This is a genomic window from Catellatospora sp. KI3 (assembly GCF_029948125.1).
Lineage (GTDB): Bacteria > Actinomycetota > Actinomycetes > Mycobacteriales > Micromonosporaceae > Catellatospora.
On sequence record NZ_JASAMB010000004.1, the window covers coordinates 141,472 to 164,188 of the forward strand.

The 22,717-nt window shown below is 70.8% G+C and carries 21 protein-coding genes; 5 read left to right on the forward strand and 16 right to left on the reverse strand.

The annotated features are described in order from the left end of the window. Positions 1-2: 2 nt before the first annotated feature. The 11 genes from QEZ54_RS09085 to QEZ54_RS09135 are packed head-to-tail and all read right to left on the reverse strand — an operon-like array spanning position 3 to position 10,438. Positions 3-656 (reverse strand): SGNH/GDSL hydrolase family protein, encoded by a 654-nt coding sequence (locus tag QEZ54_RS09085; protein WP_281304062.1) that lies wholly within the window; start codon positions 654-656, stop codon positions 3-5. Further along, positions 653-1,648, reverse strand: coding sequence for a hypothetical protein (locus QEZ54_RS09090; protein WP_281304063.1), 996 nt, complete (start codon positions 1,646-1,648; stop codon positions 653-655). Before QEZ54_RS09090 ends, QEZ54_RS09085 begins: the two co-directional genes overlap by 4 nt. Beyond that, the gene (locus QEZ54_RS09095; RefSeq protein WP_281304064.1) at positions 1,645-3,024 is read right to left on the reverse strand and encodes a cytochrome P450; all 1,380 of its coding nucleotides are present in this window, start codon (positions 3,022-3,024) and stop codon (positions 1,645-1,647) included. The genes QEZ54_RS09090 and QEZ54_RS09095 overlap by 4 nt, the downstream gene beginning before the upstream one ends. Continuing rightward, on the reverse strand, positions 3,021-3,698 hold the full coding sequence (locus tag QEZ54_RS09100) for a methyltransferase domain-containing protein (protein WP_281304065.1): 678 nt from the start codon (positions 3,696-3,698) through the stop codon (positions 3,021-3,023). The genes QEZ54_RS09095 and QEZ54_RS09100 overlap by 4 nt, the downstream gene beginning before the upstream one ends. A gap of 26 nt (positions 3,699-3,724) precedes the next feature. Continuing rightward, entirely contained in the window at positions 3,725-5,047 is a 1,323-nt protein-coding gene (locus tag QEZ54_RS09105) for an FAD-dependent oxidoreductase (RefSeq protein ID WP_281304066.1), read from the reverse strand. Then, positions 5,040-5,507, reverse strand: coding sequence for an SRPBCC family protein (locus QEZ54_RS09110; RefSeq protein ID WP_281304067.1), 468 nt, complete (start codon positions 5,505-5,507; stop codon positions 5,040-5,042). The genes QEZ54_RS09105 and QEZ54_RS09110 overlap by 8 nt, the downstream gene beginning before the upstream one ends. A 21-nt stretch (positions 5,508-5,528) precedes the next feature. Further along, positions 5,529-6,773, reverse strand: coding sequence for an aminotransferase class III-fold pyridoxal phosphate-dependent enzyme (locus tag QEZ54_RS09115; RefSeq protein ID WP_281304068.1), 1,245 nt, complete (start codon positions 6,771-6,773; stop codon positions 5,529-5,531). Continuing rightward, entirely contained in the window at positions 6,770-7,822 is a 1,053-nt protein-coding gene (locus tag QEZ54_RS09120; protein WP_281304069.1) for an SDR family oxidoreductase, read from the reverse strand. The genes QEZ54_RS09115 and QEZ54_RS09120 overlap by 4 nt, the downstream gene beginning before the upstream one ends. Before the next feature lie 15 nt (positions 7,823-7,837). Next, positions 7,838-8,971: an acyl-CoA dehydrogenase family protein gene (locus QEZ54_RS09125; protein ID WP_281304070.1), complete on the reverse strand. Its 1,134-nt coding sequence runs from the start codon at positions 8,969-8,971 to the stop codon at positions 7,838-7,840. A gap of 17 nt (positions 8,972-8,988) precedes the next feature. Further along, the gene (locus QEZ54_RS09130) at positions 8,989-9,963 is read right to left on the reverse strand and encodes a DUF2156 domain-containing protein (protein ID WP_281304071.1); all 975 of its coding nucleotides are present in this window, start codon (positions 9,961-9,963) and stop codon (positions 8,989-8,991) included. Further along, positions 9,947-10,438: a hypothetical protein gene (locus tag QEZ54_RS09135; protein WP_281304072.1), complete on the reverse strand. Its 492-nt coding sequence runs from the start codon at positions 10,436-10,438 to the stop codon at positions 9,947-9,949. Before QEZ54_RS09135 ends, QEZ54_RS09130 begins: the two co-directional genes overlap by 17 nt. A gap of 337 nt (positions 10,439-10,775) precedes the next feature. On the opposite strand from QEZ54_RS09135, the gene QEZ54_RS09140 reads away from it, so the two are divergent. Genes QEZ54_RS09140 through QEZ54_RS09150 form a run of 3 tightly spaced genes read left to right on the forward strand, consistent with a single transcriptional unit; the run spans position 10,776 to position 13,911 of the window. Next, positions 10,776-11,366, forward strand: a complete 591-nt coding sequence (locus QEZ54_RS09140; protein ID WP_281304073.1) for a sigma-70 family RNA polymerase sigma factor — start codon at positions 10,776-10,778, stop codon at positions 11,364-11,366. After that, positions 11,363-12,604: a cytochrome P450 gene (locus tag QEZ54_RS09145; RefSeq protein WP_281304074.1), complete on the forward strand. Its 1,242-nt coding sequence runs from the start codon at positions 11,363-11,365 to the stop codon at positions 12,602-12,604. The genes QEZ54_RS09140 and QEZ54_RS09145 overlap by 4 nt, the downstream gene beginning before the upstream one ends. Then, positions 12,601-13,911: an MFS transporter gene (locus QEZ54_RS09150; RefSeq protein WP_281304075.1), complete on the forward strand. Its 1,311-nt coding sequence runs from the start codon at positions 12,601-12,603 to the stop codon at positions 13,909-13,911. Before QEZ54_RS09145 ends, QEZ54_RS09150 begins: the two co-directional genes overlap by 4 nt. Positions 13,912-13,967: 56 nt before the next feature. Here the strand turns inward: QEZ54_RS09150 and QEZ54_RS09155 are convergent, their stop codons facing one another. Further along, entirely contained in the window at positions 13,968-15,029 is a 1,062-nt protein-coding gene (locus QEZ54_RS09155) for an alpha/beta hydrolase (RefSeq protein WP_281304076.1), read from the reverse strand. A 34-nt stretch (positions 15,030-15,063) separates the two neighbouring features. Next, complete coding sequence (locus QEZ54_RS09160) at positions 15,064-16,605, reverse strand: AMP-binding protein (protein ID WP_281304077.1); 1,542 nt, start codon at positions 16,603-16,605, stop codon at positions 15,064-15,066. Between the two features lie 576 nt (positions 16,606-17,181). On the opposite strand from QEZ54_RS09160, the gene QEZ54_RS09165 reads away from it, so the two are divergent. Next, the gene (locus QEZ54_RS09165; protein ID WP_281304078.1) at positions 17,182-17,769 is read left to right on the forward strand and encodes a hypothetical protein; all 588 of its coding nucleotides are present in this window, start codon (positions 17,182-17,184) and stop codon (positions 17,767-17,769) included. Positions 17,770-17,873: 104 nt separating this feature from the next. Here the strand turns inward: QEZ54_RS09165 and QEZ54_RS09170 are convergent, their stop codons facing one another. The 3 genes from QEZ54_RS09170 to QEZ54_RS09180 form a co-directional block, all read right to left on the reverse strand. Beyond that, positions 17,874-19,265 carry a lamin tail domain-containing protein gene (locus QEZ54_RS09170; RefSeq protein WP_281304079.1) on the reverse strand — a complete coding sequence of 464 codons (1,392 nt, stop codon included), beginning with the start codon at positions 19,263-19,265 and terminating at the stop codon, positions 17,874-17,876. A gap of 228 nt (positions 19,266-19,493) precedes the next feature. Beyond that, a complete protein-coding gene (locus tag QEZ54_RS09175; RefSeq protein WP_281304080.1) occupies positions 19,494-20,600 on the reverse strand; it encodes an RICIN domain-containing protein in 1,107 nt (368 codons plus the stop codon). A gap of 85 nt (positions 20,601-20,685) precedes the next feature. After that, positions 20,686-21,048 carry an RICIN domain-containing protein gene (locus QEZ54_RS09180; RefSeq protein ID WP_281304081.1) on the reverse strand — a complete coding sequence of 121 codons (363 nt, stop codon included), beginning with the start codon at positions 21,046-21,048 and terminating at the stop codon, positions 20,686-20,688. A 419-nt stretch (positions 21,049-21,467) separates the two neighbouring features. Here QEZ54_RS09180 and QEZ54_RS09185 point away from each other — a divergent pair, with 419 nt between their 5' ends. Continuing rightward, positions 21,468-22,580, forward strand: coding sequence for an RICIN domain-containing protein (locus tag QEZ54_RS09185; RefSeq protein ID WP_281304082.1), 1,113 nt, complete (start codon positions 21,468-21,470; stop codon positions 22,578-22,580). Positions 22,581-22,717: the final 137 nt, after the last annotated feature.

Below are 22,717 nucleotides of genomic sequence, written 5' to 3' on the forward strand. Positions count from 1 at the left end.
CTTCACTGTGCCGCGGCGAGCAGCCGCAGCGTCTCGATCGCGAGGATGGCGTGGCCGCGCATCGTGGGGTGCTTGAAGTCGGCGCTGTAGACGTCGCGTTCGGCGCACATCGGGTGGACGAAGGCGTCGAGCACGAGCGCGCCGTGGCGCGCGCAGACGGCGCGGGTGCGCTCGTTGAGGATCGGCAGCCGGTCCATCGCGCCGCCCGCCAGCTGGGGCACAGCGCTGACGATGTCCATCAGCGTGACCGCGATGACGGTCGCGCCGCCCGCGCGCAGGGTCCCGATGATCGCGTCGAGGTCGGCCTCGACGGCGTCGGGTTCGAAGCTGCGCCGGAACAGGTCGTTGCCCCCGGCGATGAGCACGGCGAGGTCCGGGCCGAACTCGGCGGCCGCGGGCAGCTGCGTCGCACGGATGTCGGCGGCGCGCAGGTCGCGCTGGGCGAAGTTCCGAAGATCCACCTCGTGGGTACGCGACAGGACGGCGTGCACGCGGTCGAACCAGGTCCGGTCGGCGTACCCGGGGGTGGACTCGCCCATGCCCTCGGCGATGCTGTCGCCGAGCACGGCCAGGCGCCGCCACTTCGCGCCGGTGAGCTGCTTCTCCAGGTCTTCCTGGTCGGCGAGGTACGGGTCGGTGGCCTCGGTCATGCTCATGCTCGGATCTCGATTCCGTGTGCCCGGTCGTCGGTGAGGATCTCGAACAGGGCCCGGTTCTCGGTACGCAGTGTCTCCACCCGCCCCGACGCCTTGTCCGTGATGGTGAGCTCGCAGGAGCCGATCTTCGTGTTGAGGCAGTGCTTGATCCCGCCGGGCGGGTTGTAGTAGTTCAGCCCGACGAACGCGCTCGCGGGCGCCTCGACATGCCCCTTGATCGCCACGTCGTCGTCGCCGGTCGCGAAGTCCCAGTGGAAGTACCCGAAGCTGCCTTTCGCCTTCGCCGCCTGCGTCGGTGACGTGATCGCGTACTCGCGGCCGTCGTGGCGCAGCACGAGCAGGGTCATGAACGGCGTCTTGATCGGGCCGACCTTCGTCTGGGCGGTGATCACTTCGAGGAAGCTGGCGGGGGCGTCGTCGAACCCGGCGACCTGCCCGAACGCGTAGTAGTCGGTGTGCTGGCTGCCCCAGTTGTGGTTCTGGCTGCCGACCCAGCCGTCGATGTCGACGGTGCGGCCGTTGACGGTCAGGGTGCCGTCGTAGGCGGCCAGCGGGCTGCCGACGAGGCTCTTGGCCTTCGGGAAGCCGCCGCTGTAGAGGGAGCGCGGGATGAGGAACAGCATCGGTTCCTTGCCGGCGTACGACAGGTCCCAGGCGATGGTGTCGCCGGAGCTGGTCGCACCGCCGGTGAGGTGGCCGGGGACAAGGGTCGAGCCGCCGATGCGCACGTCCATGCCCTCGCGGGCGAAGGAGCAGGTGCTCAGCGGGTGCTCCTCCTTCGCGGCGACGTGCTCGCCGGTCTCGCCGTCGAAGAAGATCGACCACAGCTCGCCGATGGCGTCCTCCGGCTTCCCCTTCGGGCTGAAGATGGTGTACCGGATCCAGAACGCGAGCGGCCGGGTCGGGTGGTTGCCCCGCTGGTAGAAGCTCTCGTAGTGCCCCTCCTTCTGCCCGGGGGCGTACTGCGTCCAGGAGAGCTGTTCGTCATTCATGCCCGCTGTTCCTTTCGGGTGTGCACGCGCCGCCGCGGGTGCATCGTCATCTCCATGCCGTACCGGGGCCGCAGCGTGATCGACGCCTGCTGGACGACCCGGTGGCCGGGCAGGTGGCGCAGCTCGTAGCGCTGGATAAGGGCCGCGAGCAGCAGCTGCGCCTCCATCAGCGCGAAGTGCTTGCCGATGCACAGGTGCGGCCCGGCGCCGAAGGGCAGGTACGCGAACCGGTGCCAGGTCTTGCGGGCGGCCGGGTCGAAGCGGTCGGGTTCGAAGCGCTCCGGGTCGTCCCAGTGGTCCGGGTTGCGCTGGATGTTGAACAGGCTGACCAGCACCCGGGCCCCCGCGGGCAGCTCGTACCCGCCGAGGGTGGTCGCCACGCCGGTGAGCCGGGGCACGATCGGCGCGGACGGGTAGAGCCGCAGCGCCTCCTCGAACACGCGCAGCGTGTAGGGCAGGTTCGGCAGGTCTTCGAGGGTGGGCAGCCGCCCGTCGAGGGTGTCGACCTCGTCCTGGAGCTTGCGCAGCGCCCGCGGATGCTGCGACAGCAGGTACAGCGCCCAGGTCAGGGTGATCGCCGTGGTCTCGTGCCCGGCGGCGAAGGTGGTGATGATCTCGTCGCGCAGTTCCCGGTCGGTCATCCCCTCCCCCGTCGCGTCGTCCTTGCACGCGAGCAGCATGTCCAGCAGGTCGTTGTCGGCCGGCCCGGCGGCGCGGCGCTCGGCGATCAGCCGGTACATCAGCGAGTCGATCGCGGTCATGACGGCCTTGAAGCGCCGGTTGCCGGGGGTCGGCCAGCTCACCGGCGGGCTGAACGGGTTCTGCAGCCGCTGGAACGCGAAGTTGATCGCGATGTCGACGGCGTGGGGGCCGATGGTGTCGAGGTCGTCGAGGATGTTCGTGGAGAACATGGCGCGGCTGACGATGTCGAGCGTGACCCGCATCGTCTCCTTGTGCATGTCCAGCAGGTCCCCCGGCCGGTACGCCCGCGCCAGGTGGTCGAGCCAGTCCTGGGTGGAGGAGACCATGGTGGCGTACATGCCGGCGATGGCGCTCTTCGTGTAGAGGGGCTGCATCATGCGGCGGTTGCGCAGCCAGCTCTCGTGGTCGGAGCTGGTGAGCAGCCCGGTGCCGAGGACGAGGCGCAGCGGGTTGTCGGCGCCGAGCTTGCCGAACCGGGCGGTCTCCGTCAGCGCCTCCCCGGCCAGGTCAGGGCTGGAGACGCCGTACACGGTGACCGGTCCCAGCTTGTAGGCGACGAGGTCGCCGTGCTCGCGGAACCCGGCCGTCATCGCGTCGAGGATGTCGCGGCGGAAGTCGGTGATGCTGCCCAGCAGCGGAACACCGCGTACCGCGGGGACGGTCCGGGCGGTCATGGCTTGCGGGCCAGTGCGCAGACCCAGCCGAGCGACCGGGTGGGTTCGGCGACGAAGCGGGCGCCGGTGAAGCCCGCCTCGGTGAGCATCCCGGTGAGGTCGGCGCCGGAGACGATGCGCAGCCCCTCGCGGGCGGAGCGCTCGGTGAAGCGCCTGCCGAAGTAGCGCTGCACCAGCGACGGCCTGCCGGACGCCTCGCGGCTCATCTCCAGCGTGACGATCATCTGCCCGCCGGGCCGCAGCACCCGGTGCGCCTGCTTCAGCCCGCGCATGGCGTCGGGCCAGAAGTAGAACGTCTCGATCGCGGTGACGTGGTCGAACGACGCCTGCTCGAACGGCAGGTTCATCGCGTCGCCGTGCTGGATCGTCATCCGGCCCGCGCGGACCGCCGCCGCGTTGCGCTTGGCGGCCAGGTCCACCATGACGGGCGAGTAGTCGATGCCGGCGAGGGTGCCGGTGGTGTCGCGGGCGGCCATGAGGCCCAGCGCCATGCCGCTGCCGCAGCCGATGTCGAGGATGTCGTCGCCGTCGGCGATGCCCATCTGGTCGATGGTCCAGTCGGTGAGCGTGCGGTGCTGGACCGTCATCAGGTGGCCGACGAGGCGGCCGTAGAAGCCGGTCGGCTTCTTGAAGTTGTCCTCTAGCAGCTCGAGCGGCTTATGGATGACACCCATGGCTGTCCCTTCAGGTTCCGTTGGTGTTACGCGTGCCGGGTACCGGCACCCTCGCGGGCCTTGCGTTCGGCGCGGACGGCCAGGGTGGCGAGGTAGCCGCCCAGCAGGGGCCGCGCGAGGCCGCCGACGGGCAGGCGCGGTGCGCGGTCGCGGTGCCAGGGCAGGCTCGCCGGTCGCCCGCCGGGTGAATCGCTGCCCAGGTGGTGCCCGGCCAGGTACGCGCCGGTGGCCACGCTGAGCGCCAGGCCGTGCCCGCCGCAGCCGCCCGCGTACCAGACGCCGGGGGCGGCGCGCCCGACGACGGGCAGCCCGTCGCCGGTCATCGCGATGCGCCCGGACCAGCGGTGCGTCACCTCGACGTCGCGCAGGGCCGGGTGCAGGGTGTGCAGCCACCGGGTGAGGAACCGCCACGCGGGGGCGTGGCGGGCGGCGTCGGCCGGGCCGGGCGGCAGCCCGTCCCCGCGGGCGGGCAGCAGCGCGCGGCCGCCCCCGGCGATCAGCCGCCGGTCCGGGGTCAGCCGGTAGTAGGGGGCGAGGTCGCCGTGTTCGATGACGGCGGTGCGGGCCACGCCGTCGAGTAGGCCACGCGGCAGCGGTGCGGTCGCGATCGCGTGTACGCGCAGCGGCAGCATCGTGCCGACGGGCAGCCGCAGCTGGTCGGCGTAGCCGTTGACAGCGACGAGGATCCTGCGGGCGCGCACCGCACCGGTGTCCGTGGTCAGAAGTCCGGTGCGGACCTCGCGGACGAGGGTGCCCGGGCGGATGCGGGCGCCGGCGGCGCGTACCGCGTCGCCGAGGCCCCGCGTCAGGGCGGCCGGGTCCAACGTCGCCGCCGACGGGTAGCGCAGACCGGCCAGGTAGGCCACGTCGGGGTACGGGGCGAGCTGGGAGCCGGGCAGCAGCGGCACGTCGAGGCCGAGTTCGGCGTAGGCGCGGGCGCGCGAGCGCAGCCGGGCCGCGTCGGCCTCGGTGCGGGCGACGATCTCCTGCGCCCCGGTCGTCAGGGCGCAGTCGATGCCCAGCTCGGCGATCAGGGCCAGTACGCGCGCTACGGCGTCGGTGCTGAACGCGTGCACGGCACGGGCGGTGTCGTCGCCGAAGCGGCGCCGGGCGATGTCGACGGGCGGCCCGATGCGGGGCCCGAGCAGCCCGGTGCCGTGCCCGCTGGCGCCGGAGCCGGGCTGTCCCGCGTCGAGGACCAGCACGTCGAGGCCGGGTTCGGCGCGCAGCAGGTGCAGCGCGGCGGACAGGCCGGTGAGCCCGGCGCCGACGATCACGACGTCGGCGTGGTCGCGGTCATCGCGCGGTGGCGGTTCGGGCGGCCTGGTACGCCAGGGCGGCTCAGTCATGGCGGGCCGTCGCGAGGTCGGCGGGCACGGTGACCTCGCCGAGCAGGCCTCGCAGGATGACCAGGACGTTGTCGCGCAGGGTGGCTTCGGCGACCGGGTCGAGGATGTCGGCGAGGGAGGGCATGCCGAGGTCGAAGACGGCGTCGAAGGTGATCGCGGTCCCCTCGGGCGCGTCCTCGATCAGCCACTCGCCCTCGAACCGTTCGAAGTCGCCGCTGAGCTGCGTGAACCGGATGACCCCGCGGTCCGGTTCGAAGTGGTCGCGCTCGGTCCAGCGGAGCAGGCCGTTGCGGAAGGTGACGGTCCAGTCGGACACGACGCTGCCGTCGGGGTCGGCGGCGTGCACGGTCACCTGGCGTACGGTGCTGGTCAGCTCCTCGTAGCGGGCGAAGTCGCTGATCCGCGCGTACGCGTCGGGCTGCGCGAGCCCGGCGAGCACCCGGATGATGACACGTCGCATGAAAGGCGTTTCCCTTCGTTCCTATACCGTGGCCGTGAGTGAGGCCAGTGCGTCGTCGAACACCTGGAAGAACAGCGCCAGCTCGGGGTCGCCGAGGATGGCGGGCGGGGTCAGCCGGATCACCCGGGACGCGTTGAGCGAGTGGCTCACGAGCACGCCGCGGTCGATCAGCGCGAGCGCGAGCTCGCCGAGGTGGCGCTGGTCGGCCATCTCGATGCCGATGAGCAGGCCCCGTCCCCGCACGTCGGCGACGAGTCCGGCGCCGTGGGCGGCGGCCCGGGCGCGTACCCCGTCGAGCAGCCGCGACCCGAGGCGGGCCGCGCGGCCCGGGATGTCCTCGGCGGCCATCGTGCGCACGGCGGCCAGCGCCGCGGCGCCCGCCAGCGGTGAGCCGCCGAACGTGGACGAGTGCAGGAACGGGTCGCGGTTGAACGGCCCGTAGGTCTGCTCGCCGGCGAGCATCGCGGCGACGGGGATGATCCCGCCGGACAGGCCCTTGCCGACGAGCAGCACGTCGGGGGCGACGCGTTCGGTGTCGATACCCCACCAGGAGCCGAGGCGCCCGAGCCCGGTCTGGATCTCGTCCACGATGAGGAACGCGCCGTGTTCGGCGCAGGCGGCGGCGACCGCGGTGAGGTAGCCGGGCGGCGGGATGATGACGCCGCCCTCGCCCTGGACGGGTTCGATGATGACGCAGGCGGCGCGCCCGGCGGCCGCGATCGCCGCCGACATCGCGGCCGCGTCGCCGAACGGCACGACCGTGACGTCGGGCAGCAGGGGCCGGAACTGGTCCTGGTAGGTGGGGTTGGCGGTGACGCTGAGCGCGCCCAGCGTCTTGCCGTGGAATCCGCCCGTCGTGGTGATCAGCGTGTGGTGGCCGTGCGCGCGGGCGAGCTTCAGGGCCGCCTCGGTCGCCTCGGTGCCGGAGTTGACGAAGTGGACGTGGTCCAGGCCCGGCGGGGCGATCCCGGCGAGGGCCTCGGCGGCCTGCGCGATGACGGGTTCGAGCAGGGTCCGCGTCGCGAGGGGATGCGTCGCCACCTGGTGCTGCACGGCGGCGACCACGGCGGGGTGGCAGTGGCCGAGGATGAAGACGCCGTACCCGCCGAAGTCGAGGTGGCGGCGCCCGTCGGCGTCGATCACCCAGGCGCCCTCGGAGCGGACCTCCACGACCGACCCCATCAGCCGCGCCAGCGCCGCGCGTCCCGAGCTGAGATGCTTCCTGGTACGGGTGACCACGTCCGCGGCCAGGTCGACGCCGGTCATGCCGCGACCCGTTCGCGGTCGCCGGTCGGCGGCAGCAGCCTGCTGTGGGTGGACCAGTACTCGATGGTGTGGTCGAACGAGGCGAGCAGCGCGTCCTTGGTGACGGTGTCGCCGAGGCCCAGCGACGGCAGCGAGGTGGGCAGCGCGTCGGCGGACTGGAACAGCAGCATCAGCGTGATCAGGTCCTCGAACCGGCGGCGCATGGCGACGGGGATGACCTCCGTGAGCAGCGGCATCAGCAGCCGGTCGACGGCCTCGGTCGGAATGAGCCGGGGCTGGCTGTGGGCCAGGCCGCACCGGGCGGCCATCGCCATGCACAGGCGCACCATCTCGGCGACGGTCAGCGCCTGCGGCCCCGCGGTCAGCATGTAGGTGCCGCCGGTCTCGCCGCGGCGGATCAGCTGCCCGGTGGCCCGCGCGACGACGTCCTGCGGGATCGCGTCGATCAACGCGGCCGCGTCGGCGGGGATCATGGGGGCGGTGCCGCGTACGACGGCACGCAGCGCCTTGTGGATGCCCTGGAACGCCGATATCCGCCCATCCTGGGAGTCACCGATCACGATGGACGGCCGCACGATGGTGGCGGGGTGCCGGCGGTCGCGGATCAGCGCCTCGGCGGCGATCTTCGACTCGATGTACGCGCGGGGACCGATGAAGCGGGGATCGCCGGGGTGGGGCACGGGGCGCTCGACGAACGCGGTGCTGACGTAGTAGAGGGGGGCGCCGGCGTCCTCGGCGAACTCCAGCATCCGCGCGGTGCCCTCGATGTTGGTCGCGGCGATCTCCTCGGGCGCCAGCGTCCAGTTCGTCGCGGCACCGGCGTGCAGGATCACGTCGACCTGGGCCGCCAGCCGGCGCAGCTGCGCCGGGGGCAGTCCGAAGTCGTCGGCGGCGAGATCGCCGCGGACCTGCTGGACCCGGCGATCGTCGACCGACGCCCGCCGCAGCAGGCAGATGATCTCGTAGTCGCCGGCGAGTTCGTCGATGAAAGCGGTGCCGAGCACGCCGGCACCGCCGGTGAGCAGCAGCACCGGTTTGTCTGCCCGCATCAGATCCCTCTTCCTCTACGCGATGGTGAGTGGTTGCCCGGCCAGCTGGGCCACGAGCGGACCCGCCATGCGCGAACGCGACGGCGGGTGCAGGGACAGCCCGTTGGCGCAGGCCGACAGGTACGCGACGTCGTCGGCGGCGAAGTACGCCATGCCGCCGAGCAGCTCCACGGCGCGGGGGACGATCCGGGCGATGGCGTCCTGGGCGGCGTAGCGGGCGTACAGCGACTCGGCCAGCGCGGCGGCGTCGCGGGCGCCGCTGTCCAGCCGGGCGGCGATGGTCTCCACCGCCGCCATCGCGGCCTCGATGTCGCAGACCAGGCGCACGCGCTCCAGCTCCGGGATGCGGTCCTGGCCGAGTACCCGCTCCACCAGGGCGCTGGCCGCGCCGAGGTAGCTGGCGGTCATCAGCACCTCGAACCACAGGAACCCGGCGATCTGGATCCCGTCGAGGGCCTGCCCGGGCGCGCTGTCGGTACGCACGAGCAGCTCGTCGGGGACGAAGACGTCGTCGAGGACGACCTGGTCGGACTCCGCTCCGGCGAGGGCGAAGCTGCCCCAGAACGGGCTGACGCTCATCCCGTCCGAGCCCGCCGGGATCAGCGCGATGGCCAGCTGGTCCCCGGTCCCGTCGAGGCGGGGTACGAGGATGCTCGCGGTGAGCAGGTCCATGGAGGCCGACAGGCTGCACGGGCGTTTGGCGCCGGTGACGCGTACGCCGCCGTCGGCGGGGGCGACCCGCAGCCCGGGGGCGAGGATGTTCTGCCCGGAGGTGCCCTCGGCGAAACCCGACGCGAGCAGCTTCGACTCGCGGGCGATGCCCTCCATCAGCATCCATTCGAAGCCGTTGGATATCTCGCTGACGACGACGAGCCCGGCCATGGAGAAGTGGTGCATCGTCGTGGCGACGGCCAGGGACGGTGAGCGGGCGCCGATGGCGCGCTGCACCTGGATCGCCTGCACGGCGGTCGCGCCCGCGCCGCCATGCGCCGTCGCGACCAGCAGCCCGGGGCCGCCCGCGTCGCGGAACGCCGCGATCCCGGGGCTGCCGGGGCGCTCCAGCGCGGTCAGGCCGAGTGCCGCCAGCGCCTCGTCGAGGCCGGGCAGCAGCTTGCCGAGTACGGCTCGTTCGCGTTCCAGGAAACGCATGGACATCTCTCCCGTGGTCAGATCGAGTTGGTGACGCGCAGCAGCCGCCATACCGCGCCGACGCGCGGCGGGCCCTGGAACGCGACGTACTCCGGCAGGACCACGTCGACACCCCACTTCTCCTTGTAGGCGAGCTGCGATCGGGCGGGGTAGACGTGCTCGCCGTGGCGGCTGAGGAACGCCGTGATCCGGTCGACGAAGCGGCTGCCGCCGGGCAGGGCGTGCCCCGGGTCGAGCCCGACGAACGGGGTGAAGCCGAGGTGCAGCCACGCGCAGCCCTCGGCCCGCAGGGCGGTGATCGCCGTGGAGTTGATCGCCTCCATGACGCCGGGCGGGGCGTCGGGGTGGCGCCGGGTCAGGTCGTGCAGCCAGCCGGGTCGGCTGCCGTAGACCGGCGAGTAGGTGATGTATCCGATGATCTGGCCGTCGAGCCGCCCGACGAACAGCCGCCGGTCCTTGGCGTACTCGCCGGTGCGCTCCCCGATCAGGAAGGTGATCTCCTTGACCAGGACGCCCTTGGCTTTGAGCCACGGCTTGTCGACGGCGTCGAGCTCGGTCTGCGCGGCAGTGAGGTCCATTTCGGATACTTCGAGCCCGGCGCGCACCGCGCGGGATATCTTGTTGCGCAGCCGCATGTACTTCGCGCCGCCGAGGGAGAACCCGTCGAGGCTGCGCGCGTATGAGGCGCCGACCTGGTTGACGGTGAAGCCGCGCTCGGCGTAGGCACGGGCGTCGGCCAGCGGCACCTGGATGGCGACGATCCGGCGGCGCCGTTGGGCGGCGTGGGCGATGAAGCCGTCGAGGAGCTCGGCGTGGTCCGCGCCGGGCGGGGCGGTGACGCCGCCGAAGACGACGAGGTAGCGGCCCGATTCGCGGTAGGAGATGACGCCGCGCGTGCCGGGGTGGCGGTAGTGCCGGTTGCCGGAGTTGAGGGCGAGGAAGCCGCTGGGGTGATCGCTGTACGCCTCCAGCTCCTCACGCGTCGACGGCATGCGCGGCCTTCCCGCTCAGCGCCCGGGTGCCGGGCTGGGCGGCGTACGCCCGCTCGAACTGCTCGAACGCGGGGTTGGGGTGCGGCTCGAACGGGACCCCGAACGGTTTGAGCGTGTTGCCGAACAGCGCCCGGTCGCCGAAGAGGTGGATCGGCACCGCGAGCAGCGCCCACTCGGGCCCGACCAGCAGGCACCACAGCCCGACCAGGATCGCGTTGGTGACCAGGCTGTGCATGACGTTGTACGCCAGGTAGTAGCCGCGCGGGATGTCGCCGCCGGGCGTGCGCCGGAACGCGATCGCCCCGGGGATGTACCCGATCAGGTCGATGATCAGGAAGAAGCCGATGAAGACCGGCCAGCGGATCTCGCCGATGTGCAGGATCCCGAGCACGCTGCTGACCACCAGGGCGGCGAGCCACTCCAGCCTGGCCAGAGTGAATGTCGTGCGTGTCTCGAACCGGTTGTGGGTGTCCACCGGCCACCTCCAGCTTGGCGCGATCGGGTGCGTTCATTCGGTGTTACGAGACAGATGGAATCGACCCTCACCGTTGTCTGATTTCAGCGGGAATCGCATATCCGAATGACGGGGAAGCGTTCCTATATAACCGCCGAAAGCCGGACATTAATACTGCGCCATGGGCAAAAGAATCATCTGTTCCCCGATCCCTTGCCGGAGTCGGTCTTGCTCTGGCATGGTGTCTCGATCGACAGATTGAGAATTTTAGGTTCGTGAATGTCTGATTCATGGTTTCAGCCATTCCGCGCGCTGGCCAAAGCAGGGCGAAGCCTGTCCGAGAAAGGGAAGGTTGGCCATGTTTGACTACGAAATCGCTCCCCCCATAGCACCCGAGGGTCCGCAACGCCCCGACGATCGGCGCTGGCGGCTGATCCTCTCCTACCGCGACCACGTGACGCGGCTGGTGCGCAACCGGCTGTGGAACCCGCAGGACATCGACGACTGCGTGCAGGAGGTGCTGCTGCGCGGGGTGCTCTTCCCCCGGCTCGACGAGGACCGGGTCGGCGAGTTCCTGACCACCACCACGCTGCGGCTGTGCGTGGACTACTACCGCGACTGGGACCGCCAGCGCCGGCTGCGCCTGCGTGTGGCGTTCATCGAGCGGTCCGCGGGGCCCGACGAGCAGATCGTCGAGCGCGACCTGGGCCGGTGGATGATCGAGCGCGCCGGCCAGCTGCGGGGCCGCGAGCAGCAGATCATGCTGGCTCGGGCGAAGGGCATGACCAACCGGGAGATCGCCGACTACTTCGGGCTGACCGCCAAGGCGGTCGAGAGCGCGTTCACCCGCGGCCGGGCCCGGCTGCGCATGCAGTTCGACCACTGCATGGACGGCGCCCCCGAGGAGCCCGTGGCCGCGGCGGCGATGAGCGCGGGCGGGCTCGCGTGAACGCCGACGAGATCATCCGCGAGCTGTTCTCCCCCGAGGGCCGCGCGAACCCGTACCCGCACTACACGGCGCTGCACGCGCTGGGCGGCGCCGCCTCGGTGACCCCGGGGGTAGCGGGCCCGTTCGGCGCGGTCGTGCACGGCTACGACGCCGTCGACCAGGTGCTGCGCGATCCCGGCTTCCTCGTCTCCGACAGCCGTCACCTGGACCTCGGCAGCACGACGTGGCGCGGGCACCCCACCCTCACCACGCTCATGACCACGATGATGTTCACCAACGCACCCGACCACGGCCGCATGCGCAAGCTGTTCCACCAGGTGCTGACGGTACGCCGGGTGAACGCACTCGAACCGATGATCGCCCGTATCGTCGACGCGCTCATGGACCGGATGGCCGCCACCGCGGCCGACGGCGGCGAGGTCGACTTCATCTCGCAGTTCGCGTACCTGATGCCGACCAGCGTGGTCGGCGGGCTGCTCGGCATCCCCGACGCCGACCTGGACTGGTTCCGGCCGCGGGTGCAGCAGATCGTGGACTACCTCGACCAGACCGCGAAGTCCCCCGAGGTGCTGCTGGCCACCGACGCGGTGACCCGGGAGATCCTCGACTACTACCGGGCCATGATCGCCGACCGGCGCGCCCGGCCGCGCGAGGACTTCGTCAGCACCCTCGTGCAGGTGCTGGACGCCGAGCACCACCAGCTCAGCGAGGACGAGGTCGTGGCCAACCTCGTACTGATGTTCAACGCGGGGTTCGTGACCACCATCAACATGCTCGGCAACGGGCTGCCGATCCTGCTCGAACGGCCGGTGCTGGCCAAGAGCGTCTGCGACGACACCCAGCTGCTCACCGACACGGTCGACGAGATCATCCGCTACGACGCGTCGCTGCAGTACATCAGCCGCTGGGTCGCCGACGACCGCGAGATCGCCGGGGTACGCGTACCCGCCGGGTCGATGGTGCTGGTGCTGCTCGGCGCCGCGAACCGTGATCCGGGCCGCTACCGCGACCCCGACCTGTTCGACGTGACCAGGCCGAGGCTCCAGTCGCTCAGCTTCGGCGCGGGACCGCACTACTGCCTCGGCGCGGCACTGTCCCGACTGGAGGGGCAGCTCGCCTTCCCGATGCTGCTGCGCCGCTTCCCCGACCTCGCCGTCGGCGCGGCCGAACGCAACGACCAACTGCTGCTGCGCGGCTACCGGCGACTGCCGGTCGACCTGGGCGAGGTGAAGTCATGAGCAATCCGAAGGTCCCCTATGTAGCACTGCTGATCGCCGACACGGTGTCGTCCATGGGCAGCCGGATCTCGACGCTGGCGATCCCGTGGCTCATCTGGGTCACCACGGCCAGCCCCAGCAAGATGGGCATCGCGGTGGCGGCCGAGATGCTGCCCTACGTGCTGACGGGCGTACTGGCGGCACCGATCGCGGACCGGGTGGGGCTGCGGCGCACGATCATCGCCGCCAACATCGCCAGCGCCGTCGCGATGGCCGCCATCGCCGGGTTGCCCGGCATGAACTACGTGGTCCTGCTCGTCCTCGTGGCGGTCGCCGGCGGGCTGCGGGGCATCGCCGACCGGTCGAAGAACGTCATCAACCGCCCGATCGCCAAGGCCGCCGGGATCCCGATCGTCCGCATGACCGCGCTGTACGAGGGCTTCACGAAGACCGCGACCCTGGTCGGGGCGCCGGTCGGCGGCCTGCTCATCTACTGGCTGGGCGCCCGCGGCGCGGTGTGGTTCGACGCGGCGTCGTTCGCGTTCTGCGCGCTGCTGGTCATCGCCCTGGTCAAGATGCCGCCCGCCGATCCGGCCGAACCGGCGGCCAGCCCGACGCCGACCGTGAAGGAGCCCTACTTCACCGCGCTCAAGGGCGGCTTCGCGCACCTGGCCAAGGACCGGCTGGTGTTCGCGCTCGTGCTGATCACCACGGCGAGCAACCTGTTCACCCAGGCGTTCACGGTCTTCGTGCCGCTGTGGGTCGGCGAGGTGCTCAAGTCCCCCGCCGCGCTGGGCCTGATCTCCAGCGCGCTCGCGGCGGGCGGCGTACTCGGCGGGGCGGTCTTCATCATGCTGGCCACGAAGCTGCCCCGCTACGTCGCGTTCACCGTCGGGCTCATCGTCGGGAGCGCGCCGCGGCTGCTCGTGATGGGCCTGTCGCACAACCTCGCGCTGGTCCTCGTGGTCACGTTCCTGGCCGGGTTCGCCATCTCCTCGGTCAACCCGATCATGGGCGCGATGCTGTACGAGCGCACCCCCGCCCAGCTGCAGACCCGCGTCTTCGGTGTGGCCGCGGCCGTGTCGTTCATCGGCATCCCGCTCGGCGGCCTGCTGGCGGGCTGGTCGGTCGACGGACTCGGCCTGAACCGGGCCATCCTCGTCAGCTCGATCGTGCTGCTGGCGGTCAGCCTGCTGCCGCTGCTGTTCAAGGAGAGGTGGGCCGCCGGGCAGGCGACCCCGGCACCCGCCGCTCCCGCACCCGCCCCGGTCCTGACCACGACCGAGGCGCCGGCCGCGGAGCCGAGCGCGGTCGCACGCACCAGCTGAACACGCGAACGCCCGGCCGCAACACTGCGGCCGGGCGTTGGCGTGCGCGGGTCGGGTCAGAACGGGGGCGCGACCGACAGGGACCAGGCCAGCATGACCGCGGTGCTGTACGGCGACGTCGTGCTCGTGACCGTGTTGTGGCCCGTGTCCGGGATCAGCACCGTACGCAGCCGCGCCTGCGCCGGGTAGTACTGCGACTCGAACTGCTGCACCACCTCGGAGCTGCTGCAGTCCTGCGCGACCGCCGAGCAGTGCATCGGATCGGCCTGCCCGTTGACGATCAGCGTCGGCACCGTGATGCCCTGCGTCAGCGCCGACGCCGGCGGCAGCGCCACGATCGCGGCGAGGTCGGTCAGCTGGGTGTAGCTGACCACGTCCTTGTTGGCCTCGTCGGCGGCCAGGGCGCCCGCGTCGCTGGTCTCGGGCACGTAGTACATCAGGTGGCGCATGTCCGGCTTCGACGTCAGGTACCCGGGGTCCAGGCCCAGGCCCGCGAACGCGGGATCGGCCGCCGCCCCGTAGAAGTTAGGGAAGATGTTCGCGTTCAGGTGCGGCTGGTTGAACACGTGCAGCGCCGCGGTGTTGATGAACGCGTCGACGTCGTGGTACGTCGATATCTCCTTCCAGCCGTAGATCGACCCGTAGGAGTGCCCGACCCAGATCACCTTGCCGAACCCGGTGCCGCTGACCGCGCCCGAGCGCAGCGCGGTGATCGCGTCGTGCAGCGCCACCGAACCGCCGGCGATGTTCACCAGGGGGCTGGCCGGGTGCGAGCTGCGCCCGGCGCCGATGCGGTCCACGTTGAACGTCGCGTACCCGACGAGCGTGGCCGCCCGCACGTAGGAGTAGTACCCGTCGCCGTACGGGATGTCGAAGTACACGTGGTTGTACCCGGCCCCGTGCACCAGCAGCTGCACCGTGCGGGGCTGGCGCGGTCCGCGGTAGCACAGCTCGCCCCACATGCTGTAGCTCGCCGCACCTGTCTCGGAGAGCCGGACGGGCAGCGTGTGCTGGGTGCAGTGCATCGGCGCGAGGGACGCGCCCGCCGGTGCGGCGGGCACGACCACCAGTGCCGCGAGCAGCACCGGCACCAACGCGAGTGACCTGAAGCGCTTCAAGCGTTCCTGCTTTCTCAGAAGGGGTGGGGACGGATCAGCGGGCGGCGTGCTGTGCCCGCAGCGCCTTCTTGTCGACCTTGCCGGAGCGGGTCAGGGGCAGCCGCTCGACGAACTCCACGTGGTGGGGCCCGGCCTGCGGGATCAGCTCGGTCTTCACCAGCTCCCGCAGCTGCTCGTCGGTGACCGCACCCGGCTCGGTCGGCACGACGTACGCGTAGACCGCCTGCCCGAGCTTCTCGTCGGGAACGCCGATCACGGCGACGGACTTCACGCTCGGGTGGGCGGCGATGACGTCCTCGACCACCCGCGAGTGGATCTTTCGGGCGCCGAGGCCGGAGATGATGATGTCCTGGATCCGGTCGACCAGGTACAGGTACCCGTCGGTGTCGGCGTACCCGAGGTCGCGGGTGCGCACCCAGCCGTCGACCAGCGTCTGCGCGGTCAGCTCCGGGTCGCCCCAGTAGCCGGCCATGTTGAGGTTGCTGGCGATCCAGATCTCGCCGATCTCGCCGGCGGGCAGGACCGTCCGGCCGTCCTCGCCGCGCACCTCGATGCGCACGTCGCCGTACGCGGTGCCGGCCGAGCCGATGCGCTGCGGGTGGTCCGGGTCGTACGTGAGCCCCGGCAGCGTGGTGACCATGGTGGACTCGCTGAGCCCGTAGATGATGCGCAGTACCGGGCCGAAGCGCTCGATGCCCTGGCGCAGCCGGGCCGGGTTCGCGCCCGCGCCGCCGAGGTTGAACATGAACAGGTTCGACGTGTCCGTCGTCTCCACGGCCGGGTGGTCGAGGACCTCGTAGAACATCGCCGGGGACAGGAACGTCGAGTTGATCCGCTCCCGCTCGAGGACCTTGAGGAAGCCCTCCGGATCGAACGAGGCGCCCAGGACCAGCAGGCCGCCACCGAAGATCACGAGGAACGCGGTCATCTGGCCGCTGACCGCCCAGAACGGGGAGATCGAGTACTGCCGCAGCGACGGCAGCCCCGAGTCCCGGTACGCCACCGCGAGGGCCTGGGCCTGGGCGAAGAAGCTGTTGCGGTGGTGCACCAGCTTCGGGGTGCCGACGGTGCCGGAGGTCTGGAAGATCGACTCAGGTTCGGTGTCGAAGCTCTCCACGTCCAGCGGCGCGGCGTCGGCGGCCACGGGTGCCAGCAGGTCCGGGCCCGCACCACCGGGGCCGAGGCAGAACACGGGCACCGCGGGCGCCGCCGCCGCGAGCTCCGCGCCCTTCTCGGCGTGGGTGCGCGGGTCGTACATGAAGGCATCCGACTCAGCGAGCAGCTGGGTGTACTCGTTGAACTCGCGCTGCCGGTTGCCGGGCATGATCCACAATGTGCGGCAGCCGAGCAGGTGCAGCGCCAGCTGGGCGATCGGCCCCTCGATCGGGTTGGCGAACATCATCAGGACCGACGAGCCGGGCTTCACGCCGTGGTCGCGCAGGTTCGTCGCCAGGTCGAGCACGGCGGTGCGCAGCTCGGCGTACGTCATCCGGCGCCCGCCCTCGACCAGGGCCTCGCGGTCCCCGTACGACGCGAACAGTTCCATGCCGTGCCGCACGTAATTGGGGGTGTTCATGTCTGCTCCTAACCCGGGTACGCCCATGTGCCTCTGGTTGCTTTACGGCCGCGATATCCCCACCCCTCACCCGGGTCATTTCCGTTCCATTTGAGCGGTGTACGCCGGATCGGCAGCGCTATTTCGCAGGATGCACCAATCCGTCATCGTCTATCTGGTAATCGACCGGCAATCGATATGCGTCATTGCCATTGGCGGCGGGCCGTGCTTAACATGGCGCCACCGACATACAGATGGAGGTGAATGCACATGTTCGTCGTCAACGAGGCGTGAGCATCGGCACTGAGCCGACAAAGGTCGCCGATCGCGGCCACGTAATGATCAGTGGGGCGACGATTCACTCCGCCGCCCCACTGATCATGCTGCCCTAGCCCTGATACCGGCCGCTTCGACTATTCAAGGTCTCTGTGGCCGGTGTACCGCGTGCTGGTCAGGTGAAGTAGCACCCCGATCGCGATCGGGGTGCTCACCTGAACCTTCTCCGACGGCGTCGATCGACGGCAGCGACAGCACTGAGCTCAACCATCGCGAACACACTGTCCACAGCAGATCCACTCGCGGCGATACCCTTGACGCATGTCGATCGAGCTCCCTGCCACGCCGACCGCTCGTGCGGCCCTTGACGTCGCCACACGCTTCTGCCCGCCCGCGCTGCTCAACCACTCCGTCCGCTCCTACCTGTGGGGAGTGGCCTACGCAGACGCCCACAGCATCGCGTACGACGACGAGCTGTACTTCGTCTCAGCGATGCTGCACGACATCGGGCTGACCGCGGCGTTCGACAGCCACACGGTGCCGTTCGAGGAGGCGGGTGGGAGCTTTGCCTGGGCGTTCGGCATGGCCGCCGGCTGGTCGGCGGACCGAAGCGCGCGCGCCGATGAGATCATCGTGCGCCACATGCGCAAGGACGTTCCAGCGGTTGAGGATCCCGAGTCACACCTGCTTCAGGCCGCGACGAGCTGGGACGTCGCCGGGCGCCGCGCTGCGGAGTTTCCGATGGCGCTGCGGGCTGAGGTGCTGGAGGCGTATCCGAGGCTGGACTTCGGTGCGCGGTTCCTCGAACTGTTCAAGGACCAGACCGAACGCAAGCCGGGTAGCGCGGCGGCGAAGGCGACCACCAGCGGGATAGCCGCGGTGATCAGCGCGAATCCACTGGACCATTGAGGAACGCGCGGTGCCGGTGAAGGGGGCGTCGCCTGAGGGGGACGCCCCCTTCACCGGCTGCGGTCTGGCTTACCGCGCGGTCCGCACCGCGAACCGCCCTCCGTTCAGCACGACACGGTGCCGGAGCGCAGGGCGTGACTGCTGTCGTTGCTGTCGTCGGACCACAGCACCGGCTTGCTGCCGCCGACGCAGGCGGACTGCGGCGCGATGGCGAAGCCCTCGTTGTTGTAGTTCGACATGCCGCTGGGCCGGTTGTAGGTGCTGGTGACGGCGAACCGGCCCTGCGCATTGACGACCAGCGTCGCGGCGCGCCCCGAGCAGGTGTCGTCGCACACGGCCCAGAGCCGCCCGGTGCCGGGCTCCCACTCCAGGTCCATGACGGCAGCCTGCCCGCTCGCGATCGTGGCGACCCGGGTGAAGGCGCCGCCGGCCTGGTTCAGCGCGTACGCGTAGACGACCCCGTTGGACTCCAGGCCGACGAAGTAGAGGCCGCTGCCGTGGCCCGCGTAGGTGCCCGGGTCGTAGAGCGCGCCGGTGTGCTCATCCCGGAAACCGGCCGCGGTCAGCGCCGAGTCGGGCACCCAGGTGATCGCCTCAAGGCCGCTGTTGGCGGCGGCGCCGGGCAGATCGGCGGTGAGGTTCCACTCGGCGGCCGCGTTCAGGGTGGTCGCGGTGCCGGTGGCGGCGTAGCGCAGCACCTTGAGCAGGCTGGTGCCGCTGTTGCTGTTGTCGCGCTCGGTGGCCACGACGACGCCGTCCGGGGTCGACACGACCGCCTCGGCGTCCGGGTCACCCGAGCCGTTGGCGTACCGCAGGGTCTTGCCCGCCGACCAGCCGCCGGTCGTGTCGGCCTGCCACAGCGAGCCGTTGGGGACCAGCCGGTACAGCTTGCCGGGGCCGTTCTTCACCGCCCAGACCACCGACGCGCCGTCGTACGCCACGCCGCTGAGGTTGGTGCCGAAGAAGCCGGTGGTGTCGGCGTTGGCGACCGACGAGCCGCCCGGCCAGGCGGCCGGCGGGGGCGGCGGGCACGCGTTGGCCGAGGCCTTGGTGGCCGCGGTCGTGGTGGTGAACGCCCCGGCGCCGTCGGCGCACCTGCCGTAGGTGGTGCTCGCGTGGCTGCTCCAGGTGTAGGAGTCGACCAGGGTGCTGCCGCCGGGCTGGTACAGGCGGGCGGAGTCGGCGCTGCCCAGGCCGTACACCGGGTCGACGTCGAAGGCGCGGAAGGCGCCCGGTGCCAGGGACGTGCCGGCGGCGATCGTGTACGCGTGGGCCGCGTCGTCGTCCTTGAGCACCCAGCCGGAGAGGTCGACCGTGGCGGTGCCGATGTTGGTCAGCTCGATCCAGTCGCCGGGGCTGCCGCCGCTGGACTCGACCTCGTTGATGCGGACGTCCGTGGCGGCCGCGTGCGCCGCGGGGACCGTCAGTCCTGCGACGGCGATCCCGAGCAGGGTCGCCAGGATGAGTTGAATGCCTGCCCGTGGACGGATGCGCACAGGTGCTTCCTTTCGCAGCTACCGCGAGCCCCCGACCTGGGGCCCGGCGACAGCCTTCATCGCCGCTGCGGCCGCCGGTTGAACACCGGTCGAACAGGCCAGGTCTCCCAGTTGGAGAGTGGGACGCCGGCCTGCTCGGCCGAGCGAGGTCACCGCCACCTCCGGGGTTCCGGCCGGTCGCGCGAGCGGGGGTACGCGCGCGACCGGCCGGGCCGGTGCACGTGCTGGTCAGCGGGCCGTCCAGCGCTGGGCGCCGCTGCCGTTGCAGGTGTAGAGCTGGATCTTCGTACCGTTGGCGGTGCCGCTGGCGGTGACGTCGACGCACTTGCCGGACGCCGGGTGGCGGACGGTGCCGTCGGTGCCGAACGTGAAGCGCTGGGCGGCGGTGTTGTTGCAGGTCCAGAGCTGGATCTTCGTACCGTTGGCGGTGCCGTTGGCGTTGACGTCCAGGCAGCGGTCGGCGTAGACGCGCAGTTCGCCCGCGGCGCTGCGGGTCCAGCGCTGGGCGCTGCTGCCGTTGCAGTCGAACAGCTGGAGCTGGGTGCCGTTGACGGTGCTGCTGTTCGGGACGTCCAGGCAGCGGGTCGACTGCGGGTTGTCCAGCAGCGCCGCCGTGGCGACCGGCGGGGTGGTCACCGCGGTGAGGCTGGCGGGTGCCGACTGCAGCGCGGTGTACCAGCGGGCGGCCATCTTGTCGTATCCGGCGGCGGTGGGGTGCGTGCCGTCGGCGAGGTCGGCGGTGGTGATGACCGCGTGCATGTCCACGACGTGGGTCAGCGGGCCCTTCTGGGCGACGATGCCGGGGATCGCGGCGTTGAAGGTCTGGATCCGGGCTTCGTAGACCGGGTCGGTCTCCGGCGCGATCTGGGCCACGAACAGCTCCACCAGCGGCGCGTTGACGCGGATCTTGTCGATGAGCGCGGATAGCCGGGCCGGGGCGTTGGCCACGTCGTAGTTCTGGTTCACGTCGTTGGTGCCGACGTGCAGCAGGATGGTGCGGGGGTTGCTCGCCCGGATCCAGCCGACGACGCTGGCGTCGATCTGGTCGATGCGCCAGCCCGAGTGGCCTTCGTGGTCGTGGTCGCCCAGCGAGCTCGGCCCGTTGGCGGCCGAACCGACGAAGTCGGCGGTGTATCCACCGGCGACCAGTCGTTGCCACAGCCCGGTGCGGTAGCCGCCGGGCACGTTGAAGCCGTCGGTGATGGAAGCACCCAGCGGCATGATCCGCACGCCGCCGTTGGACTCTGCGTGGGCGGGCGACGCCGCCGCCGGGATCAGTGCCGCGGCCAGGGCCAGCCCGCAGGTGGCGGCCAGCCGCTTGAGGTTGGTTCGCATGTGTCTCCTGTCGTCGGTACGGGATCGGTCCCGGGTCCCCGACGCGGTGGGTCGCGTCGGGGACCCGGGACGGACGTTCATGGCATCAGCTGCGCGACCACTTCTGGTTCGCGGCCCCGTTGCAGGTCCAGATCACGAACTGGGTGCCGTTGGCGGTGCCGTTGCCGACCGCGTCCAGGCACTTGCCGGCCAGGCCCGAGGTGATCGAGCCGGTCGGTCTGATCACGGTGGCGGGCGGCTGGGCGCCGCCGTTGCCCGGCGTGTCCGGACTCCACTGGACCATGCCGAACGGCGCGTCGGCGCCGGGGAAGGTGTTGCCCTCGTGGGAGGTGCCGAGGAACGGATTGACGATCGCCGCTGGGTCGGCCACCGGGGCGGCGGGGATCGCCACGGGCGAGCCGAGGATCAGTGCGCCGGTCAGCAGGACCGGACGCCAGCGAATGTTCATGGACGACTCCTGGTCGGGCTTGCCCGGCGGGCACCGGGCGTATGACAACGTTGTCAGGATCGGGTCGAAAAGACGATTCTCGGTCACGAAGACATGGTTGTCGTGTGTGGACATCTGTCGGCTCGATGTCCGGGTACGCGCGATTGCGTTGAACCTTGGTCGGTCAGTTACGGAGGCTTGTCGTCGCCGGGAGTTCTGTCAAGCCTTGACATTCAGAACGTTACATGTCTGCAATATGTCCAGTTCCCCATCGGCGCGCCACCGTCACGACGTCACGGACCCGACCGAGACCCGCCCACATTCGCGCAGGTCACGAAGCATCCACAAACGATCCGCGCACCAAGTGGCCAGCCATGACAACGTTGTCCAATACACTGATGCATACGCATGCATTATTAATGCACCGGGAAGGACCAGTCATGCGAAGGAATCTGAGGCGGTTCGGCCTCGCCGGGCTCAGCCTCGCCGTGGCGGTCGCCGTCGGCCTGACCCTGGACACCACCCCCGCACACGCCGAGTCCAACGGCGGCGTACGGATCATGCCGCTGGGCGACTCCATCACCGACGGCTTCAACGTGCCCGGCGGCTACCGCATCGGGCTGTGGCAGCGCCTGGCCTCGGGCGGCATCCTGACCGACTTCGTCGGCTCGGGCGTGAACGGGCCGTCCAATCTCGGCGACCACGACCACGAGGGACACTCCGGCTGGCGCATCGACCAGCTCGACGCGAACATCGCCGGCTGGATCCAGGCCGCCAACCCCCGCACGATCCTGCTGCACATCGGCACCAACGACATCGGCCAGAACTACGACGTTCCCAACGCACCGGCCCGGCTGTCCGCCCTGATCGACAAGATCCGCGCCAACGCGCCGCTGGTCGAGCTGTTCGTGGCCCAGCTGGTGCCCCGCAGCGACGCCAACCAGGAAGCCCAGTCGCAGACGTTCAACGCGGCCCTGCCCGGCATCGTCGCGCAGAAGGGGCCGCGCACCCACCTGGTCGACCTGCACACCGGGTTCACCACCGCCGATCTGGCCGACGGCCTGCACCCCAACGCGGCCGGCTACGACAAGATGGCCGCCCGCTGGTTCTCGGCGCTGCAGTCGGTGCCGGGCAGCCTGTCGTCGGTGGCCGTGCCGCCGGTCGGCGCGGCCGCACTGCTGTCCAACCCGCAGTCCAAACGCTGCCTGGACGTCTCCGGCGGCGGCACCGCCAACGGCACCCAGGTGCTGCTGTGGGACTGCCACACCGGCGCCAACCAGCGGTGGACCCGGACCGCCGCCGGTGAGCTGCGCGTCTACGGCGACCGCTGCCTCGACGTCAACGCCAACGGCACCGCGAACGGCACCAAGGTCCAGATCTGGACCTGCAACAACTCCTCCGCCCAGCGCTTCACGTTCAACGCGAACGGCACCGTCGTCGGCGTCGGGTCGGGCAAGTGCATCGACGTCACCGGCGGCGCCACCGGCAACGGCACACTGGTCGAGCTGTGGGAGTGCAACGGCACCGGCGCCCAGCGCTGGTCGGCCCGGTAGCCGGTCCGGTACCTCAGTCGGCGGGCAGCTCCCCCGCTCGGGGGCTGCCCGCTCCGGCCCGCTGCACGGTCAGCGCGGAGACCTCGGTCGCGGGCTGCCGCCCGCGTGCCGCCGCTGCGCGCGGCCAGGGCCGCGGC

Coding starts and splice junctions, on each gene's coding strand:
- QEZ54_RS09085 (WP_281304062.1), bottom strand. CDS start 656: ATGAGCATGACCGAGGCCACCGACCCGTACCTCGCCGACCAGGAAGAC.
- QEZ54_RS09090 (WP_281304063.1), bottom strand. CDS start 1,648: ATGAATGACGAACAGCTCTCCTGGACGCAGTACGCCCCCGGGCAGAAG.
- QEZ54_RS09095 (WP_281304064.1), bottom strand. CDS start 3,024: ATGACCGCCCGGACCGTCCCCGCGGTACGCGGTGTTCCGCTGCTGGGC.
- QEZ54_RS09100 (WP_281304065.1), bottom strand. CDS start 3,698: ATGGGTGTCATCCATAAGCCGCTCGAGCTGCTAGAGGACAACTTCAAG.
- QEZ54_RS09105 (WP_281304066.1), bottom strand. CDS start 5,047: ATGACTGAGCCGCCCTGGCGTACCAGGCCGCCCGAACCGCCACCGCGC.
- QEZ54_RS09110 (WP_281304067.1), bottom strand. CDS start 5,507: ATGCGACGTGTCATCATCCGGGTGCTCGCCGGGCTCGCGCAGCCCGAC.
- QEZ54_RS09115 (WP_281304068.1), bottom strand. CDS start 6,773: ATGACCGGCGTCGACCTGGCCGCGGACGTGGTCACCCGTACCAGGAAG.
- QEZ54_RS09120 (WP_281304069.1), bottom strand. CDS start 7,822: ATGCGGGCAGACAAACCGGTGCTGCTGCTCACCGGCGGTGCCGGCGTG.
- QEZ54_RS09125 (WP_281304070.1), bottom strand. CDS start 8,971: ATGCGTTTCCTGGAACGCGAACGAGCCGTACTCGGCAAGCTGCTGCCC.
- QEZ54_RS09130 (WP_281304071.1), bottom strand. CDS start 9,963: ATGCCGTCGACGCGTGAGGAGCTGGAGGCGTACAGCGATCACCCCAGC.
- QEZ54_RS09140 (WP_281304073.1), top strand. CDS start 10,776: ATGTTTGACTACGAAATCGCTCCCCCCATAGCACCCGAGGGTCCGCAA.
- QEZ54_RS09150 (WP_281304075.1), top strand. CDS start 12,601: ATGAGCAATCCGAAGGTCCCCTATGTAGCACTGCTGATCGCCGACACG.
- QEZ54_RS09160 (WP_281304077.1), bottom strand. CDS start 16,605: ATGAACACCCCCAATTACGTGCGGCACGGCATGGAACTGTTCGCGTCG.
- QEZ54_RS09165 (WP_281304078.1), top strand. CDS start 17,182: ATGTCGATCGAGCTCCCTGCCACGCCGACCGCTCGTGCGGCCCTTGAC.
- QEZ54_RS09175 (WP_281304080.1), bottom strand. CDS start 20,600: ATGCGAACCAACCTCAAGCGGCTGGCCGCCACCTGCGGGCTGGCCCTG.
- QEZ54_RS09180 (WP_281304081.1), bottom strand. CDS start 21,048: ATGAACATTCGCTGGCGTCCGGTCCTGCTGACCGGCGCACTGATCCTC.
- QEZ54_RS09185 (WP_281304082.1), top strand. CDS start 21,468: ATGCGAAGGAATCTGAGGCGGTTCGGCCTCGCCGGGCTCAGCCTCGCC.